The sequence below is a fragment of the Aeromonas sp. 601039 genome (assembly GCF_049174415.1).
Taxonomy (GTDB): domain Bacteria; phylum Pseudomonadota; class Gammaproteobacteria; order Enterobacterales; family Aeromonadaceae; genus Aeromonas; species Aeromonas veronii_A.
The window spans coordinates 44,021-60,699 of the sequence record NZ_JAAKTL010000020.1 but is presented as its reverse complement, the minus strand read 5'-3'; the positions used below and the strand labels follow the sequence as shown (position 1 = coordinate 60,699).

The 16,679-nt window shown below is 61.5% G+C and carries 18 protein-coding genes; 4 read left to right on the top strand and 14 right to left on the bottom strand.

What is annotated here, in order from left to right:
* Window positions 1-19: 19 nt before the first annotated feature.
* A complete protein-coding gene (locus G5195_RS15885) occupies window positions 20-904 on the bottom strand; it encodes a LysR family transcriptional regulator (protein WP_421236297.1) in 885 nt (294 codons plus the stop codon).
* Between the two features lie 101 nt (window positions 905-1,005).
* Here G5195_RS15885 and G5195_RS15880 point away from each other — a divergent pair, with 101 nt between their 5' ends.
* Window positions 1,006-1,644 (top strand): NAD(P)-dependent oxidoreductase, encoded by a 639-nt coding sequence (locus G5195_RS15880; protein WP_421223817.1) that lies wholly within the window; start codon window positions 1,006-1,008, stop codon window positions 1,642-1,644.
* Between the two features lie 69 nt (window positions 1,645-1,713).
* On the opposite strand, the gene G5195_RS15875 is transcribed toward G5195_RS15880, so the two are convergent.
* A complete protein-coding gene (locus G5195_RS15875) occupies window positions 1,714-1,947 on the bottom strand; it encodes a hypothetical protein (RefSeq protein ID WP_421223815.1) in 234 nt (77 codons plus the stop codon).
* A 142-nt stretch (window positions 1,948-2,089) separates the two neighbouring features.
* On the opposite strand from G5195_RS15875, the gene G5195_RS15870 reads away from it, so the two are divergent.
* The gene (locus G5195_RS15870; protein ID WP_421223813.1) at window positions 2,090-3,133 is read left to right on the top strand and encodes an isopenicillin N synthase family dioxygenase; all 1,044 of its coding nucleotides are present in this window, start codon (window positions 2,090-2,092) and stop codon (window positions 3,131-3,133) included.
* A 133-nt stretch (window positions 3,134-3,266) separates the two neighbouring features.
* The gene (locus G5195_RS15865) at window positions 3,267-4,430 is read left to right on the top strand and encodes a trans-sulfuration enzyme family protein (protein ID WP_421223811.1); all 1,164 of its coding nucleotides are present in this window, start codon (window positions 3,267-3,269) and stop codon (window positions 4,428-4,430) included.
* Window positions 4,431-4,543: 113 nt separating this feature from the next.
* Here the strand turns inward: G5195_RS15865 and G5195_RS15860 are convergent, their stop codons facing one another.
* The 3 genes from G5195_RS15860 to G5195_RS15850 all read right to left on the bottom strand — a co-directional run bounded on the left by G5195_RS15860 (window position 4,544) and on the right by G5195_RS15850 (window position 7,800).
* A complete protein-coding gene (locus G5195_RS15860) occupies window positions 4,544-6,208 on the bottom strand; it encodes an AMP-binding protein (RefSeq protein ID WP_421223809.1) in 1,665 nt (554 codons plus the stop codon).
* A 98-nt stretch (window positions 6,209-6,306) separates the two neighbouring features.
* On the bottom strand, window positions 6,307-6,585 hold the full coding sequence (locus G5195_RS15855; RefSeq protein ID WP_005333639.1) for a YfcL family protein: 279 nt from the start codon (window positions 6,583-6,585) through the stop codon (window positions 6,307-6,309).
* A gap of 99 nt (window positions 6,586-6,684) precedes the next feature.
* Window positions 6,685-7,800 (bottom strand): ATP-NAD kinase family protein, encoded by a 1,116-nt coding sequence (locus tag G5195_RS15850; RefSeq protein WP_421236296.1) that lies wholly within the window; start codon window positions 7,798-7,800, stop codon window positions 6,685-6,687.
* Between the two features lie 120 nt (window positions 7,801-7,920).
* Between G5195_RS15850 and G5195_RS15845 the strand changes: the two genes are divergently transcribed.
* Window positions 7,921-8,649: a TerC family protein gene (locus tag G5195_RS15845; RefSeq protein ID WP_421236295.1), complete on the top strand. Its 729-nt coding sequence runs from the start codon at window positions 7,921-7,923 to the stop codon at window positions 8,647-8,649.
* Between the two features lie 72 nt (window positions 8,650-8,721).
* Here G5195_RS15845 and G5195_RS15840 read toward each other — a convergent pair whose 3' ends face one another.
* The 9 genes from G5195_RS15840 to G5195_RS15800 form a co-directional block, all read right to left on the bottom strand.
* Window positions 8,722-9,210 (bottom strand): OmpA family protein, encoded by a 489-nt coding sequence (locus G5195_RS15840; protein ID WP_421209252.1) that lies wholly within the window; start codon window positions 9,208-9,210, stop codon window positions 8,722-8,724.
* Window positions 9,211-9,235: 25 nt separating this feature from the next.
* The gene (locus G5195_RS15835) at window positions 9,236-10,477 is read right to left on the bottom strand and encodes a diguanylate cyclase domain-containing protein (protein ID WP_266134814.1); all 1,242 of its coding nucleotides are present in this window, start codon (window positions 10,475-10,477) and stop codon (window positions 9,236-9,238) included.
* Window positions 10,474-11,031 carry a YfiR family protein gene (locus tag G5195_RS15830; protein WP_216978930.1) on the bottom strand — a complete coding sequence of 186 codons (558 nt, stop codon included), beginning with the start codon at window positions 11,029-11,031 and terminating at the stop codon, window positions 10,474-10,476. The genes G5195_RS15835 and G5195_RS15830 overlap by 4 nt, the downstream gene beginning before the upstream one ends.
* 188 nt (window positions 11,032-11,219) lie before the next feature.
* Complete coding sequence (gene tyrR / locus G5195_RS15825) at window positions 11,220-12,767, bottom strand: transcriptional regulator TyrR (RefSeq protein WP_005333656.1); 1,548 nt, start codon at window positions 12,765-12,767, stop codon at window positions 11,220-11,222.
* A gap of 148 nt (window positions 12,768-12,915) precedes the next feature.
* Window positions 12,916-13,038: a 4a-hydroxytetrahydrobiopterin dehydratase gene (locus G5195_RS15820; protein WP_370688904.1), complete on the bottom strand. Its 123-nt coding sequence runs from the start codon at window positions 13,036-13,038 to the stop codon at window positions 12,916-12,918.
* The gene (locus tag G5195_RS15815; RefSeq protein WP_019444917.1) at window positions 13,035-13,373 is read right to left on the bottom strand and encodes a 4a-hydroxytetrahydrobiopterin dehydratase; all 339 of its coding nucleotides are present in this window, start codon (window positions 13,371-13,373) and stop codon (window positions 13,035-13,037) included. Before G5195_RS15815 ends, G5195_RS15820 begins: the two co-directional genes overlap by 4 nt.
* A 63-nt stretch (window positions 13,374-13,436) precedes the next feature.
* The gene (gene phhA, locus G5195_RS15810; protein ID WP_421207020.1) at window positions 13,437-14,231 is read right to left on the bottom strand and encodes a phenylalanine 4-monooxygenase; all 795 of its coding nucleotides are present in this window, start codon (window positions 14,229-14,231) and stop codon (window positions 13,437-13,439) included.
* A 153-nt stretch (window positions 14,232-14,384) separates the two neighbouring features.
* Window positions 14,385-15,815, bottom strand: coding sequence for a gamma-aminobutyraldehyde dehydrogenase (locus G5195_RS15805; protein WP_421236294.1), 1,431 nt, complete (start codon window positions 15,813-15,815; stop codon window positions 14,385-14,387).
* A gap of 29 nt (window positions 15,816-15,844) precedes the next feature.
* Window positions 15,845-16,672, bottom strand: a complete 828-nt coding sequence (locus G5195_RS15800) for an ABC transporter permease (RefSeq protein ID WP_421236293.1) — start codon at window positions 16,670-16,672, stop codon at window positions 15,845-15,847.
* Window positions 16,673-16,679: the final 7 nt, after the last annotated feature.

The window sequence follows — 16,679 nt, the reverse complement described above, 5'->3', positions numbered from 1 at the left end:
CAAGCTGCATTGATATGTGTCAGGAAGTGCCTGCGAAGTAGCTGCGTAGCGCCTCCACCACCCGCCGAACCTTCTCCGGGATCTCCCGCTGCGGCGTGATGGCGTGGATCTCCATCGGCGCCACCCGAAAACCGGGCAGCAGTTCCAGCAGACGCCCCTGCGCCAGATCCTCGCCAATTTCTCCCTCGGGTTGCAGCGAGATCCCCTGCCCCGCCAGCGCAAACTGGCGCAGGGGCAACACGTTGTTACATAGCACCTTGGCCTTGAACCTCACCCTGTGCTCGCCCCCCTTCTCGTCAAGCAGCAGCAAACCGTTGCCCAGCATGTCGCCGCAGAGCCAGTCGTGGGTGGCCAGATCGGCGGGCGTGCGCGGCGTCCCCTTACGCGCCAGATAGGCGGGGGCGGCGCAGAGCAACATCCGGGTTTGCCCCAGTTTGCGGGCCACCAAAGTCGAGTCGGGCAGGCTACCGACCCGCAGTGCCACGTCGATCCGCTCGGCAATCAGATCCCGTTTCTCGTCGTCGGCAATTATCTGGATGGTGAGGCCGGGGTGGGCCTGCAGCAGCGGCGAGAGGGCCAGTGCCAACGGCTGGCCCGCCATCCCCACCGGGGCGGTGATCCGCACTTCCCCGAGCAGGGCGTCGCGCACCTCGGAGAGGCGCAACTCAGTCTCGCTCAGGGTCTGCTGCAACGCCCGGCCCCCTTGCCACACCACCTCTCCCGCCTCGGTCAGACTGAGGCGACGGGTGGAGCGATGGAGCAGGGGCAGTCCGAGCAGGCTCTCCAGCTGGCTGATATGCTGACTGACGGCAGAGGGGGTCATGCCGAGGGATTTGGCCGCCCCTGTCATGCTGCCCGCGTCCACCACGGCGGCGAAGATGGCGTAACGTCTGAGCTGTTCCATTATTAAATCCAGCTTACAAGTGAATGCATTTTGTAGGCGATTATTAAATCATAACTGACGGCGTAGGATAGCCCCATTCCAACAGTGAAGGAGAGTTCCCCATGAAGATTGCCCTGATCGGTGCCAGCGGTTTTGTCGGTTCAGCCATCCTGAACGAGGCCGTCAGCCGCGGCCATCACGTCACCGCCATCGTCCGCGATGTCAGCAAGGTGGCCGCCCATCCGCAGGTCACCGCCGTGGCGGTAGATGCCCAAAACCCGCAGGCATTGGCCGAGGTGCTCAAGGGGCACGATCGGGTGATCAGCGCCTACAACCCGGGCTGGACCACACCGGATATCTACGACCAGTACCTCAAAGGGGCCAACGCGATCGTCGCAGCAGCCAAAGCGGCCAATAGCTGGCTGCTGGTAGTAGGTGGCGCCGGCAGTCTGGAGGTTGCCCCCGGCGTGCAACTGGTGGATACCTCGGAGTTTCCGGCCGAATGGAAACAGGGGGCGCTGGCGGCCCGCGACGGTCTCACCGCCCTGCGTCGTGAAACCACCCTCGACTGGCGCTTTGTCTCCCCCCCGGTGTTCCTCGAACCGGGCGAGAAGCGCGGCGGCTATCGGATTGGTGGCGATCAGGTGCTCTTTAGCGGCGAACAGCCTGCCGGGATCACCGCCGGTGATCTGGCCGACGGTGTGCTGAACGAGGTGGAAAAACCGGCTCACCTGCGCCAGCGCTTTACCCTGGGTTACTGAGAGCCAGCAGGCGGTTAAGGCCAGAATACGTGGTCACTCGCCTGTGCTTTCGGTCAGGTGAAAAACCGCTCAACCAGAAGGGAGGCATCCGCCTCCCTTCTGTTTTGGCCATTTTCTGTTTTGATCTTTTTTACCGGTTGCAGCTTGCCTCTGGTTATCACTCTCCCTCTCATCATTTCCCATTCCGCCCTTAATTGCTGCGCAAAAACCCGTCAGCCCATCAGGAGCCGAATTCCATTTCGAATTTTGTATATAACTAAGAATAATTTGTTGCTTCCGTCTTATAACACCGAACAGTAGCATCCCCTTCATTCCAGATGGCGCCACACCGCTGCGCATACCGCCACACTGTCGCGCCATCCCGTTTGCCGCTCATCAGACCTGCCCGCACCAGAGGCAGCAGAAGAGATGGCACCAGAGATAACGAAAGAGTGAGGAGGTGCACATGGAACATTCACCACTGCCGATCATCGATCTGGCTGCCCTCAACGGGGCGCCCGAGGTGCGTCGCCCTATGCTGGCCAGGCTGGCCGCGGCCGCCCGCGATGTGGGCTTTTTCTATCTGGTCGGCCACGGCTTGAGCAAGGTTGAGATGCTAGAGACCCTGGCGCTGGCAGAGCGCTTCTTTGCCCTGCCGGAGCAGGAGAAGTTGGCAGTGCAGATGGTCAACAGCCCCCACTTTCGCGGCTACAACCGGGTCGGTGCCGAGCTGACCCGCCAGCGGCCGGATCTGCGAGAGCAGTTCGATATCATGAACGAGGCGCAAGCCTTGCCTGCGGCCCTGATCCGTGAACCCTGGCAGCGGCTGATCGGCCCCAACCAGTGGCCGACCGCCCTGCCAGAGATGAAAGCCCATCTGCTGGCGTGGCAGGATCGGCTGAGCGACATCACCCTCACCCTGCTGGCCGCTTTTGCCGAGGTGCTGGAGCAACCGGCCAACGTGTTTGACGCCAGCATCCGCGGCGCCCCCTATCAGCACATGAAGCTCATTCACTACCCGGGGCAAGAGGCGGGCGGCAGCAGTCAGGGGGTCGGCGCTCACAAGGATCCTGGCTACCTGACGCTGGTGATGCAGGACAATCATTCGGGGCTTGAGGTCGAGACGGCCGACGGCTGGATCTCCGCGCCCCCCCTGCCGGGAGCGCTGGTGGTCAATATCGGCGAGCTGCTGGAGCTGGCCTCCAACGGCTATCTCAAGGCGACCCTGCATCGGGTGGTGAGCCCGCCGCCCGGCGTCTCGCGTCTCTCCTGTGCCTTCTTTATGGCGGCGCGGCTCGATGCCACCGTGCCGCTGCTCAGCCTCTCCCCAGAGCTGGCAGCGCAGGCGCAAGGGCCGGAGAGTGACCCGACCAACCCGCTCTTCTATCAGGTGGGGGAGAACGTGCTGAAAGGGCGGCTGCGCTCCCACCCGGATGTGGCGGCGCGCCACTATGGGCCGGTGGAACCCGCTCGCCTCCCGCGCACAGAGAGCGAAGCGATACCGGCCTGAGCAGCGCAGAGATCCGCAGCCGGGTATATGCATAAGCCACAAGCCGCATGCACATACCCGCGCTGACAAAAACAACAAGCAACGAACAACAAAACAAGTCATGGCCAGAGCCTGGCCATCACGGAGCAACACGATGAAATTCAAGACCATGAGCGTACACAGCGGCCAGCGGATCGATCCCCAGACCGGCGCCCTCACCACCCCGCTCTACCAGAGCAGCACCTTCAGCTACTTCAACGCCCAGGCGGGCAAGGAGCGCTTTGCAGGTCAGGCCCCCGGCTTTATCTACAGCCGCTTTGGCAACCCCACCACCGCCGAGCTTGAGCAGAAACTAGCGGCGCTTGAAGGTGCCGATGAAGCGCTGGTGGTGGCGAGCGGCATGGCAGCGGTGAGCGCCATCATGTATGCCCTGGCCGACAGCGGCGATGAGGTGGCCTATATTGGTCCGCTCTACGGCGGCACCGATGCCTTCCTCAAGCAGACCTTCAGCCGCGCCGGCATAAAAGTCACCGCCTACGAGAGCGATCGGGATCTGCTGGCCAACATCCGCCCCGCCACCAAGGTGGTACTGTTCGAAACCCTGACCAACCCCACCCTCAAGGTGGTGGATCCGCGGTTGGTGGTGGAAGCAGCCCGCAAAGTGGGCGCCATCACAGTGTGTGACAACACCTTCCTCACCCCCTACCTGCTGCGTCCGCTGAAGCTCGGTGTCGACGTGGTGATGCACAGCGGTACCAAATATCTGGGCGGCCACGGCGACATCATCGCCGGGGTGGTGGCGGGCTCTCACGCCCTGATGAAGTCGATCCGCACCGTGGCCCTCAAGCATATCGGCTCCCCCATCGGCCCGCAGGAGGCCTACCTGCTGCAACGCGGGGTCAAGACCCTGCCGCTGCGGATGGATGCCCACCTGCACAATGCCCAGAAAGTGGCCGAGTTTCTGGCGGCACATCCGGCGGTGAAGAAGGTGATCTACCCGGGGCTTGCCAATCATCCGGGCCACGATGCCCTCGGCGCCTTCGCCAGCGGCTTTGGCGGCATGGTGAGTATTGAACTTGAAGGCGGGTTTGCACGTTGCGCCACCCTGCTCGATAACCTGCAACTGTTCGTGCAGGCGGTGAGTCTGGGCGATTTGGAGAGTCTTGCCTGCCATCCGGCCAGTACCACCCACGCTGCCATGGACGAGGCGAGCCGCCTCGCCGCCGGGGTCAATGACGACCTCATCCGCTTCAGTATCGGGGTGGAAGATGCGGACGACCTGATCGCCGATCTGGCAGCCGCGCTGGCGCAGATCTAACCGGGAGCGAGTTTCTCACTTGCCCGCCAAATTGCTGCGAGTGATAACACCCAGACACAACAACGGCCCATCAAGGGCCGTTGTTGTTTGTCGCGATGTGGAAAATGCGGGATTTACTCCTCCCACACCACCACTTGCGATGAGGGCCAGCGCTCCCCGACATGGGCATATTTTTGCTCCAGCAGGTGACGCTTGATCTTCATGGTGGGGGTCAGCACGCCGTTCTCGATATTCCAGGGTGTCTTCACTACCAGAATGCCGCGAATTTTGGCATGGGATTCCAGCTGATCGTTGACCCGCACCCGCGCCGCTTCCAGTCTGGCGTTGACCTCCTCCCGATTGCCCTTCATGGCACTCTCGGCCAGCTGCACCAGCGCAATGGGCTGCGGCATGCCGTAACCAATCACGCAGAGCTGTTCGATGATGGGTTCCTGCCCCAGCAGCCCCTCGATGGGCACCGGCGCCACATACTTGCCCTTGGCGGTCTTGAACACATCCTTCATCCGGCCGGTGATGGTGAGATAACCCTCCTTGTCCAGCTTGCCCATATCGCCGGTGTGGAGCCACCCCTCGGTATCGATGGCCTCGGCGCTGTGCTCGGGATCCTTGTAGTAACCCAGCATCATCCCTTCGCAGCGGCAGAGGATCTCCCCCTCGTCAGAGATCTTGATGGTCACTCCGATCCCCGCCTTGCCGACGGTGCCGATCTTGTCGGCGCGGAACGGGTAGTTGATGGTGGAGTAGGCGTGGTTCTCGGTCATGCCCCAGGCTTCCGTCACCTTGAGGCCAATGCTCAGATACCACTCAAGCAGCGCAGGGGAGACAGGCGCGGAGCCGCAGCCGAGTACCCGGGCCTGATCCAGTCCCAACCCCTTTTGCAGCTTGCGTTTGATAAGGCCGGAGATAAGCGGGATCTTGAGCAGCAGTTCGAGTTTGTTCTGGGGCAGCTTCTCGTGGATCTTGATGCGGAACATGGCCCACAGCCGCGGCACCGAGATAAAGACGGTGGGACGGCAGCGTTTGACATCTTCGATAAAGGTGTCGAGGGATTCGGGGAACGCGATAGTAGCACCGCCATAGAGGCTGCCGCCGTAGATGTAGACCCGCTCGGTAATATGGGCCAGCGGCAGGTAGGAGAAGCCCCGATCGGCCTGGCTCAGGCTCACCGTCTCCACCAGCTTCTCGCACGACCAGGCGTAACGCTCGACGCTCAGCATGGCCCCTTTCGGCTTGCCGGTGCTGCCGGAGGTGTAGACCAGACTCAGCAGGGAGTCAGGGGCCTGCACCGGGCTGTCAGGGATCGGCTCATGCGCCTCCAGCAGATCGTCCCACTGGTGGCTGGCTGGCATGGTGTCATAGGGGAAGGCGATGCGCAGCAGATCGTCGGGTACGCCAGCCTCCTGACTCTTCCAGTCATCCAGCTTGCCGACGAAGATCGCCTTGGCTTCGCTGTGGCGCAGCACATATTCGATGGTGTCGACGTTGGCGGTCGGGTAGATGGGCACGCTCACATACTGCCCCATCTGCATCGCCAGATCGGCGATAAACCACTGGGCGCAGTTCTTGGAGAGCAGCGCCACCTTGTCACCGGCCACCAGACCGAGGTGACGCAAGGCCGTCACCATCCGCCGCGCTTCATCGGCCACTTCACCCCAGGTGAAATCGACATATTCGCGGTTGATGGTTTGACGCAGGTAGGTTCGATCAGGACACTGCCGCTCCCAGTGATAGAGCATCTCGAGCGGCAGTTTATTGGCAATACGTGAGGAGGAGGCCATAGTTTAATCCCTGAAACAAAAGGCGAAACTTATTATTAACCTTTCACTAACTTCAGGGGAAGGATAAACTCAAACTTCAGTTTGAATTGTGTATCCGATCAAGCTTCTGCATCTTGTTGCAAACGACTCCACATCGCCTGCACCAGTTTTTCATCCTCTTCAGAAAGCTCACCTTGCAAGATCGCCTCGTTGAGGCTGCGCAGCACATAGCTCTTGACGTCCCGCACCAGGGTCTTGCCTTCCAGCTCGGCCCGGGCAACGGCCAATGAGATATGACCTCGCAGGTAACCCCCCGCAAACAGCTCATCGTCGGTCGCGGTGGCAACCATGCTGTCGATCAGTCCCAACAACTTGTGCTCAAAATCGTGAATCGTCATGTAACGCAGCCTCATTTGCGGCAAAAAATTCGGGGGTATGGAACCGCAATCCGGTTGATTGCAGCTCTCTGGCGCCAGGCCAGCAGCGTCCTTGGCGTCCTATTCCGGGTTGGCCACCGGGTAGATGACCTGATCCTTGTATCCCGTGGTTATTCGCAGATAACCACGCAACGCCCGGTTTAATTCGGGATCATCGGTGTCCACCAGCAGCGGCCTGCCCGCAAGGGCGGCAAGCTTGGCTTTGGTTGCCAGCACCTGGATATTGTCCAGCCCGACACACCGAATCACCTCAGGACTCAATTGCTGATTTCCGCGCCCGAACAGATGTCCCTGTCCGCCTATCAGGGTAATGATCAGCCGGCAGCGACGGCCGCGGATCCGGGTCAGGATCTCGGCGGCGCTGAGATCCTGCCCGATAAGTCGGCCATTTTCCACCAGATCCACACCGAGTAAAGTATTTTCCAGACCGAGCTCAGCCATACAGGCTGCCACCGTGCTGCCGGAGCCCATCAGATAGAGGGTATCGGGCTCCATCTGCTCCACCACACCGGCGGCGAGATCCGCCAACACCAGCTCTTCGGACTCCTTTCCCCCCTGCTTGACCGCCTGTACGTAACGCAGATCGCCGGGCACCTTCAGATGGCCGTAGTGGCGGGCCCGCACCTTGCCCGCGCGAAACGCCTCCTCGTCGATGTCGCGCACCTCGGCATCGATCAGGCTGAGCAGTTCCCCTGCGATCATCCGCGCCACCACCCGCCCGCTGGCGGCGGGGGTCACCCCGTAGACGCCGGAGTGGATCTTGCACCCCGCCGGAATGCCAAGCACATGGCAGGACTCCCCCACCGCGGCGCAGATATCCCGCGCCGTGCCATCGCCACCGGCAAACAGCAGCAGATCGACCCCGGCTTCGCACATCAGCTCTGCAGCGTGGCGGGTATCGTCAGCCGAGGTGCTTTCCCCGACCGGTTGATAGATGACCCGACAGGGTAGTCCCAGAGATCGGGCTACCGTCCCCCCCATCTCTCCCGCCACCGTCAGCAGTTCGAATGGGACATTCAGCTCGCACAGTGGCAACAGAGCTTGCCGCGCCCGCTCCTGCGCTTTGGGCACAGCGCCTCGGGCCAGCGCCTCGGCAACCACACCGTCACTGCCCTTGAGCCCCACTGCACCGCCAATCCCGGCGACCGGATTAATAATGAACCCTAATCGAAACATGCCTGCCTCCCTTGCGATGGCCACCATTTTTATCTTTTCCCCCCTCAGGGACAAGCGCTGGCGCCCCTGCTAGAATGCGCTGCTTCAATTTTCCAACCAATTTTCAACCAAGGTTCAATCATGCTGGAATGGGTTCTTGATCCCTCTGCCTGGGTCGCACTCGCCACCCTTACCCTGCTCGAGATCGTGCTGGGCATCGACAACATCATCTTTATCTCCATCCTGGTCGGTCGCCTGCCGGAGGCGCAGCGTCAAAAAGCGCGTATTCTGGGTCTGGGGCTCGCCATGGGTACCCGGATCCTGCTGCTGCTCTCGCTGGCCTGGGTGATGCGCCTCACCGATCCGCTCTTCACCGTGCTGGGTGAAGCCATCTCCGGCCGCGATCTGATCCTGCTGCTGGGGGGCCTGTTCCTCATCGGCAAGAGTGCTCACGAGATCCACGTCACCCTGGAAGGGGCGGCCGAGCCGGAGAGCATCAGCAAAGCGGCCTCGGGCTTTATCAGCACCCTGATCCAGATCGCCATCCTCGATATCGTGTTCAGCCTCGACTCGGTGATCACCGCAGTCGGTATGGCCGATCACGTGCCGGTGATGGTGCTGGCCATCATGATCGCCGTCTTCATCATGATGTTTGCCGCCAAATCCATCGGTGATTTCGTCGACAGCCACCCCACCATCAAGATGCTGGCCCTCTCCTTCCTCACCCTGGTCGGTTTCGCCCTGATGGCCGAGGGGATGGATCTGCACATACCGAAAGGCTACATCTACTTCGCCATGGCCTTCTCGCTGGTGGTGGAGATGATCAACATCCGCTTGCGCAAGCACAGCGAGGTCGACACAGGGAAGTAGTGTCGCCGGATCAAAAAGAGCGCCTCTCGGGGCGCTCTTTTGTTATGCACACGGCATGCTGCCGGATAGAGATCACTGGTTGGCAATCACAATGGCAACCCGGCGGTTTTCTGCTCGTCCGGCTGCGCTCTTGTTGTCCGCAACCGGGGCCGTCTCACCGCGGCCACGGATCTCAAGATTGGCGGGCATCATCCCCACCGAGATCAGCACATCTGCCACCGATTGGGCTCGTTTCAGAGAGAGCTGCTGGTTGTAGCTGCTCTCGCCCGTATTGTCGGTATGGCCATCCACCCTCGCCTTGTCGAGCCCGACCCCAAGCAGGGCCTTGCCCAGTTTTTCCACTATCAGCCGGGTCTGCGGATTGAGTTCACCCACATTGTTGGCAAACAGCACCCGGTTGGCCAGATCCAGTGTCCAGCCCTCATCGGTCAGATAGAAACCTTGCTCCTTCAATACTGCCAGCTGTTCCGGGGTCAACCCCCTGGGGGTGCTCTGACAACCCACCAGCAGAGAGAACAACAGGCCCAGCACGACAGCCTTGATGGAGAGGGATAGTTTCATTGTTATGACTCCTTTACACCTTGACTCACGCCGATTTGGCGGCCTCAACCTCCTCACGGCGTGTACGTTTTGCCAAATACATGGCTTTGTCTGCCAGCTCGCACAGCTCGCTGGCGCGGGTCCCGGGTTGATGGATGGCAAAACCGATGCTGATCCCTGCCACCAGTTGCTGTCCATCCCGCAATACCACAGGATCACTCATCGCCTGCTGAATGCGGTCGATCACCTCTTCCACATCCTGCCCCAGATGCACAGGTGTCAGCAGTATGGCGAACTCATCCCCCCCCAGCCGGCAGACCAGATCTCCGGGGCGCAGCTGATGCTGTACCCGCCGGGAGAGGGTCACCAGCACATCGTCACCGGCGTTGTGCCCCAGGGTGTCGTTAATCTGTTTGAAACGATCGCAATCGAGATAAAGCAGGGCGAACGGGGCCCCCCCCTCGCTTACCTCCCCAATGGCATGCTCGAGGCGAGCTTCGAATAACGCCCGGTTGGGCAACCCGGTCAACGCATCATGGGTCGCCTGGTGGAGCAGACTGGCGTTCTCCCGCGCCTGATGAGCCTGCCAGGCTTGCAGCTCATCCAGCAGGGCGTTGAAATCCTCTCCCAGTTCATTGAGCTCGACGATATCGGCCGGTGGCGCCCGCATCCCCAGAGTGCGTTGTCGACGCACCGAGTGGGCGACCTGTGCCAGTTGTCGCAGTGGCGAGGTGATCGCGACCTGCATCCGCCCGGCGACATAGAAGGCGCCCATCACACTCAACACCAGGCAAATCACCATCACCAGCAGCACCGAGAGCAAGAACAGCAACAGATACTCGCCATGACCGCGCAGCTCTATGGTGGCAATCTGATCACCTCCCCGCAGCATGGGATAGGTGACCGGCCCCGGTAACAGCAGGCGGGCAAGATAATCTTCGACTGTGGCCAGTGGATTGCTGACGGGACGAACCCATTTAGCGAGCTGTTGACCATTGGCCAGCACGATACTGGCTTCGGCCACCTCCTCATGGGCGACAATACCGCCAAGCGCCTCGCTCGCTGCCTCTTCATCGTGGAACACCACCGCCGCCTCGGCGCTGTAGCTGATTGCGCGGGCCACCAGCTCCAGATTGTGATCGGCGTAGAAGCGTACTACCAGCAAGGCAATCAGAGTAAAAAAGAGTCCCGCCACGCTGACGGCCGTGATGGCGGCCACCAGATGGGTTCGCCCCAGGCTCTGACGTAGGGTCGGACGACGGGGATCCGCGCTGACCTGTCGTCTCATGGGACCCCCTTGTCGGCACGGGCCAGCTTGAGCACAGCGGGATGTACTCGTACGCCGCTCAGGGCCAGGGCATCGAGGTTCACTTTAAACCGCACTCGCACGCTGTCCGGCGAGGTCTGCAGGCAGAACACCGAGCTGGTGGAACAGTCGTGGTTGTATTCGCTGATGCTGAGCACTGAATGACCCTGCAAGCGCGCAAACAACGCAATCCGGGTCGGCTCGTCGACGACGCCGAGATAGAGCACATCGCAATTATCACTGATGGCCGGATCACTCGCGTCGTAGCGATTGACCTGCACGGCACGGCCATTGGCCTGACGATCGATGGTAAAGAGGGCTCCGGCATACTCCGTCGGCGCCGCCACACATAGGCGCAGCACCGCAGGCTCGGTGGGCCAGCGAGTGTAACTCAGGATATCGAGCACCAGCTCCCTGACCGCCGTCGCCCGGCTCTCTGCGGCCGTTTCCGCCAGCGCGTGAGGCAACAGCAGACCAAACCCTAACAGCAAGGGCGCCAGGCGAGCGGCGAAACGGGGAGAAAAGAGTAACAGCATGATCGGGAAGTGGCCGCCTTGACAACACCGCTGCAGTGGCATAGCGGTTCGGGTACATGTATCCAGATAGTAAGTTGGTGGACACTGGCCTGACAAGTCTCCCGAAGCCCTCCCGCCCGGAAGCCGTGTAAAGAAAACAGAGAGCCCGTCTGGTGACGGGCTCTCTGTTGGCTGGCATCCGGAACAACTTACTTCTTGCTGATGCCATATTCCCGCAGCTTGTTGGCGATGGCGGTATGCGACACACCCAGGCGTTTGGCCAGCTGACGGGTCGACGGGAAGGCGGGATAGAGCCGGGCCAGCAGCTGGCTCTCGAAGCGCTTCACCGCATCGTCGAGATTCCCCTCAAACCACTCGTCGATTAGCGGCATGGTATCGGCCGCCACCGGCAGGTCGATCTGCTCGGGCCCCAGTTCATCCCCTTCCAGCAGGGTCATGGCACGGTAGAGACAGTTGCGCAGCTGACGCACGTTGCCCGGCCAGCGGTAGGCGGTCAGGTAGTCGGCCATGTTGCGGGTAAAGCGCGGACGGGGTCGCTGCAACTCGCTGGCAAAGCGGGAGACAAACTGCTGGGCCAGCACCATGATGTCTGCCTTGCGCTCGCGCAGGGGGGGCAGCGCCAGACTGAGCACGTTGAGGCGATAGTAGAGATCCTCGCGGAAGGTTCCTTCGTGCACCAGATCCAGCAACTGCTTCTGGGTGGTGCAGATGAAACGCACGTTGACCTTCACCTCCTGCTCGTCACCGACCCGGCGGAATACCCCATCCTGCAACACCCGCAAAAACTTGGTCTGCAGATGGGGAGACATGTCGCCAATCTCGTCCAGCATCAGGGTGCCGCCGCTCGCCAGCTCCAGCACGCCGCGCTTACCCTCGGTGTTGTTGCCAAAGGCGCCGGGGGCATAACCAAACAGCTCGCTCTCGGCCACGTTATCGGGCATGGCGGCGCAGTTGAGGGCCATAAAGGGGTGGCTGGAGCGCAGGCTGGCCCCGTGACAGGCACGGGCCAGCAGCTCCTTACCGGTACCGGTCTCACCGACAATCAGCAGCGGCGCATCCTGCATCGCCAGTTTGCGCGCTTGCGACAACACCTCTTTCATCTTGGGGCTCTCGGCCTGCAGATGCTCGAAGCCCCCCACTTCCACCGCATGAAGCGCGCTGAAGTGCAGGCCGACCCGACGGGCAGATTTGAGCACCACCACGGCCCCGGCCAGCGCCTGCTTGCCGCGGGCTTCTGCCACGAACAGCGGCATCAGATCTGCCAGATACTCTTCGCCATTGAAACTGAGCTTGCAGGTCTGCGGCTTGATCTCGCTCGCCTCCAGCCAGCGGGTGAAGGAGAAACCCTTGACCAGCGAACCGAGCGCCACGCCGCGTACCTCCTCCACCGGCAAGCCGAGGGTGGTGAGGGCAGACTGGTTGGCCTGGGTCACCTTGCCCTTGCTGTCGAGGGAGAAGACCAGATCCGGCAGCGCCTTGAGCAACGCCTCGATCTCGTGATGCTCTCGCTCGGAAGGCATGTAAGGGATGGTCTTGACGTCGTAGACGCCGGGAATGCGGCGGATCTCCGGCATCAGGTGCTGAAAATCACTGAACTCCAGCTCGGGAAAGTTGAGATAGATGATGCCTGAGGTATCGATTTCGATGCCGCGCAGATCGATATTGTGCTCCACCAGGCGGTCGAGCAGTTCCCGGGTCAGGCCCAGGCGGTCTTCACAGCTGACTTCAAGACGCATTCGGGACACACTTCCTAGCTAACTCTATGAATGAGCGGATAATACAGTCTCGATCCCCCCAGTGCGAGCGCCAGCCCATAAAAATGCGGGCCCGCCCCGCTTTCGCAGGCAGGCCCGGGTCAACCGATGACGCTGGTGTGGGGCGCCATTACCGGAGCAACTGATCGGTACGCGCCGCCATGATGAAGTCGTTGCGATGCAAACCGCCGATCTTATGCATCCACCAGCTGACGATCACCATATCGCTCACTGGATGAGTGGTGGCGTTCACTTCAGCAGCTCATCCGTGCGTGCAGCCATGATGAAGTCGTTGCGGTGCAAGCCGCCGATCTTGTGGGTCCACCAGCTGACGGTCACCTTACCCCACTCGGTCAGAATGGCCGGATGGTGGAACTCCGCCTCCGCCAGCTCGCCCAGGCGGTTGGTAAAGGCCAGCGCCTCCTTGAAGTTGCGAAACGTAAATTCCCGTCGCAGTTGCAGCGCCCCCTCCTCCACCAGCGGCTGCCAGTCGGGAATAAGCTGCATCAGCTCGCGCAGCTCCTCATCGCTCACCTTGGGGGCATCGGCGCGACACGCTTCACACTGTTGGCTGGCCAGTTCGGACATGGGTTACTCCTGCTTGAATTAATGAAAAATTAATGAAAATGAAATAGGGTTGTTTGCTTTTGGTCAGCTCGCCTGTTTGCCAGCGGCAACCTCAAAACGTGGCGGATAGAGGCCAAGCCGACTGGCCTCGGCCAGAGCAGCCATGATCTCCTCCCCGGTCAGCTGGTAGAGATGATCGAGACTCGGCAGCACAAAATAGGTGGGCTGCATGATGTCGATGCGATACGGGGTGCGCAGCATAGTCAGTAGATCGAAGGGTTGCAGCAGCGGCTTGCCGGAAAGGGCATAAGCTGTCTCGCCGATGGAGGAGAGAATGCCGCCACCGTAGATACGCAGCCCGCCAGGTGTCGCCAAGAGGCCAAACTCCACGGTGAACCAGTAGAGCCGCGCCAGAAAAACCCGCTGCTCCTTGCTCGCCTGCTGCCCCAACTGACCGTAGAGGTGGGTGAAGTGGGCAAAGGCCGGATTGGTCAGCATGGCGCAGTGGCCGAAGATCTCGTGAAAGATATCCGGCTCTTGCAGGTAGTCGAGCTCGTCCCGGCGCCGGATAAAGGTGGCCACCGGAAACTGGCGATTGGCCAGCAGGGCGAAGAAGCGATCGAACGAGATAAGCGCGGGCACCGCCGCCACCGACCAGCCGGTCGCAGGCTGCAAGACGGCGTTGATCTCGGCCAGCTGGGGGATGCGATCACGGGGCAGCCCCAGTCTGTCGAGACCGGCCAGATACTCGTTACACCCCTTGCCATCGAGGGCGGCGAACTGGCGTTCGATCAGGATCTGCCAGGTGCCATGCTCCTCGTTGCTGTAGTGGATCACCCCGTCAGCATCCGGCTGGTGGGCGGTGTAGAAGGTTGCCATAGCGGTTCCATCCTCTGGCGCCACATCAGGCGCCTTGCCGTTTCATCACGGCTTCACTGTAACGAAATGGCAACAAAAAAAGCAGCCGACCCATGAGTCGGCTGCCGGAAACAGTTGTAAATAAATTGTGACAACCCCGCTAACCAATCCCCACTACAACTTGACCATGATATGGCGCGGCACCGTGTAATCCTCCAGCGCATAGAGGGAGAGATCCTTGCCGTAACCCGACATCTTCATGCCGCCGTGGGGCATCTCGGAGGTGAGCATGAAGTGGGTATTGATCCAGGTGCAACCATATTGCAGGTGGCTGGCCACCTTGCTGGCGAGGCTCAGATCCTTGGTCCAGACCGACGAGGCGAGGCCATAGTCCGAGTCGTTGGCCCACTGCACCACCTGCTCGGCATCGTTGAAACGGGTCACCGACACCACGGGGCCAAACACCTCGCGGCGCACGATCTCATCCTCCTGCCGGGCCCCGACAATCAGGGTCGGCTCGAAGAAGAAGCCGTTGCCGGGACGGATCTTGCCCCCCGCCGTCACCTCCACATGACCGCAGCTCTGGGCCCGCTCGACAAAGCTGGCGACCCGGTTGCGCTGTCTGTCCGAGATAAGCGGCCCCATCTCCACCCCCTCCTCGTACTGACTGCCCACCTTGATGGAGGCCACCGCCTCGGTCATGGCGGCGACAAACTTGTCGTAGATCTTGCCCTGGGCATAGATACGGCAGGCGGCGGTGCAGTCCTGGCCGGCGTTATAGAAACCGAAGGTGCGAATGCCCGCCACCACCGCCTCCAGATCCGCATCGTCGAAGATGATCACCGGCGCCTTGCCCCCCAGCTCAAGGTGGGTGCGCTTCATGGTGCGGGCGGCGCTCTGCAGGATCTTCTGGCCGGTGGCGATATCGCCGGTGAGCGACACCATCCGCACCAGCGGGTGCTCCACCAGCGGCGCCCCTACACTCTCGCCCCGCCCGCAGATGACGTTGATAACGCCGCGGGGGAAGATCTCGCTGGCCAGCTCCGCCAAACGCAGCGCGGTGAGCGGGGTCTGTTCGGAGGGTTTGAGCACCACCGTATTGCCCGCCGCCAGCACCGGCGCCATCTTCCAGGCCGCCATCATCAGCGGGTAGTTCCAGGGGGCGATACTGCCCACAACACCTATGGGGTCGCGCCGGATCATACTGGTGTGCCCCTCGAGATACTCCCCCGCCAACGGCCCTTGCAGGCAGCGGGCCGCCCCGGCAAAGAAGCGGAAGCAGTCCACCACCGCGGGCAGCTCGTCGTTGAGCACAGCCAGATAGGGTTTGCCGCAGTTGAGGGATTCGAGCGCCGCAAACTCCTCGGCGTGGCGCTCGACGAGATCCGCCAGACGCAGCAGCAGGTTGCTGCGGCTTGCCGGGGTGGTACGGCTCCACTGGGCGAAGGCGCGCTGGGCACCGTTCACCGCCCGGTTCACCTGTTCGAACGAGGCTTCGGGCACGGCGGCGATCTGTTCGCCGTTAGCCGGGTTGAGAATAGGTTCGGCCTGCCCCTCGCCGGTCACAAACTGGCCATCAATCAAGAGTTGAGTTGAGAGTTTCATGGTTGCATCCTTGCGCACGCGTTGAATCATCATTTGCCACTGCCAGCGACATCATGGGTGTCGCGAGTGAGGTAGTAGGCAAGCAAAATGGGGATAGTGGTGAAGGCCACTATGATGAGGGCCACCACGTTGGTGACCGGCCTGTCTCGGGGACGGATCAGCTCCTGATACATCCAGATGGGCAGCGTGGTCTGCTGGCCCGCCGTGAAGGTAGTAACGATCACTTCGTCAAAACTCAGGGCAAAGGCCAGCATGCCCCCCGCCAGCAGCGCCGTGGCCAGATTGGGCAGGATCACGTAGCGCAGGGTCTGGAAGCCGTCGGCCCCGAGATCCATCGACGCCTCGATGAGGCTCTGGTTGGTGCGGCGAAAACGGGCCAGCGCATTGTTGTAGACCACCACCACACAGAAGGTGGCGTGGCCGATAACGATGGTCCAGAAGCTGAACGGGATCTCCATCAAGCCGTAGGCCGAGCGCAGCGCGATACCGGTGACGATACCGGGCAGCGCGATGGGCAGCACCAGCAAGAGCGACACAACCTCCTGACCGAAGAAGCGGCTGCGGGCAATGGCCCCTGCCGCCAAGGTGCCGAGGATCATGGCCGCCAGCGTCGCCAGCCCCGCGACCTCCAGCGACAGCTGGATGGCACGCCACACATCGGGGCGATTGAGGGTCACCTCGAACCACTTGAGGGTGAGCCCGGGGGGCGGAAACTGGTAACTCTTGCTCTCGCTGGTGAAGGCGTAGAGGAAGATAAACAGAATGGGAAAGTGCAGGAACAGAAGGCCACCGATGGCGGCGTACTTGAGCAGACCCGAATGGCGCTCTCCCTGACTGCTCACTGAGCTAGCTGACATGAAGGCC

What these genes read in the sequence shown, in the direction of transcription:
- G5195_RS15885 (WP_421236297.1), bottom strand. Translation starts at nt 904, where the DNA reads ATGGAACAGCTCAGACGTTACGCCATCTTCGCCGCCGTGGTGGACGCG.
- G5195_RS15880 (WP_421223817.1), top strand. Translation starts at nt 1,006, where the DNA reads ATGAAGATTGCCCTGATCGGTGCCAGCGGTTTTGTCGGTTCAGCCATC.
- G5195_RS15875 (WP_421223815.1), bottom strand. Translation starts at nt 1,947, where the DNA reads ATGCTACTGTTCGGTGTTATAAGACGGAAGCAACAAATTATTCTTAGT.
- G5195_RS15870 (WP_421223813.1), top strand. Translation starts at nt 2,090, where the DNA reads ATGGAACATTCACCACTGCCGATCATCGATCTGGCTGCCCTCAACGGG.
- G5195_RS15865 (WP_421223811.1), top strand. Translation starts at nt 3,267, where the DNA reads ATGAAATTCAAGACCATGAGCGTACACAGCGGCCAGCGGATCGATCCC.
- G5195_RS15860 (WP_421223809.1), bottom strand. Translation starts at nt 6,208, where the DNA reads ATGGCCTCCTCCTCACGTATTGCCAATAAACTGCCGCTCGAGATGCTC.
- G5195_RS15855 (WP_005333639.1), bottom strand. Translation starts at nt 6,585, where the DNA reads ATGACGATTCACGATTTTGAGCACAAGTTGTTGGGACTGATCGACAGC.
- G5195_RS15850 (WP_421236296.1), bottom strand. Translation starts at nt 7,800, where the DNA reads ATGTTTCGATTAGGGTTCATTATTAATCCGGTCGCCGGGATTGGCGGT.
- G5195_RS15845 (WP_421236295.1), top strand. Translation starts at nt 7,921, where the DNA reads ATGCTGGAATGGGTTCTTGATCCCTCTGCCTGGGTCGCACTCGCCACC.
- G5195_RS15840 (WP_421209252.1), bottom strand. Translation starts at nt 9,210, where the DNA reads ATGAAACTATCCCTCTCCATCAAGGCTGTCGTGCTGGGCCTGTTGTTC.
- G5195_RS15835 (WP_266134814.1), bottom strand. Translation starts at nt 10,477, where the DNA reads ATGAGACGACAGGTCAGCGCGGATCCCCGTCGTCCGACCCTACGTCAG.
- G5195_RS15830 (WP_216978930.1), bottom strand. Translation starts at nt 11,031, where the DNA reads ATGCTGTTACTCTTTTCTCCCCGTTTCGCCGCTCGCCTGGCGCCCTTG.
- tyrR (WP_005333656.1), bottom strand. Translation starts at nt 12,767, where the DNA reads ATGCGTCTTGAAGTCAGCTGTGAAGACCGCCTGGGCCTGACCCGGGAA.
- G5195_RS15815 (WP_019444917.1), bottom strand. Translation starts at nt 13,373, where the DNA reads ATGTCCGAACTGGCCAGCCAACAGTGTGAAGCGTGTCGCGCCGATGCC.
- phhA (WP_421207020.1), bottom strand. Translation starts at nt 14,231, where the DNA reads ATGGCAACCTTCTACACCGCCCACCAGCCGGATGCTGACGGGGTGATC.
- G5195_RS15805 (WP_421236294.1), bottom strand. Translation starts at nt 15,815, where the DNA reads ATGAAACTCTCAACTCAACTCTTGATTGATGGCCAGTTTGTGACCGGC.
- G5195_RS15800 (WP_421236293.1), bottom strand. Translation starts at nt 16,672, where the DNA reads ATGTCAGCTAGCTCAGTGAGCAGTCAGGGAGAGCGCCATTCGGGTCTG.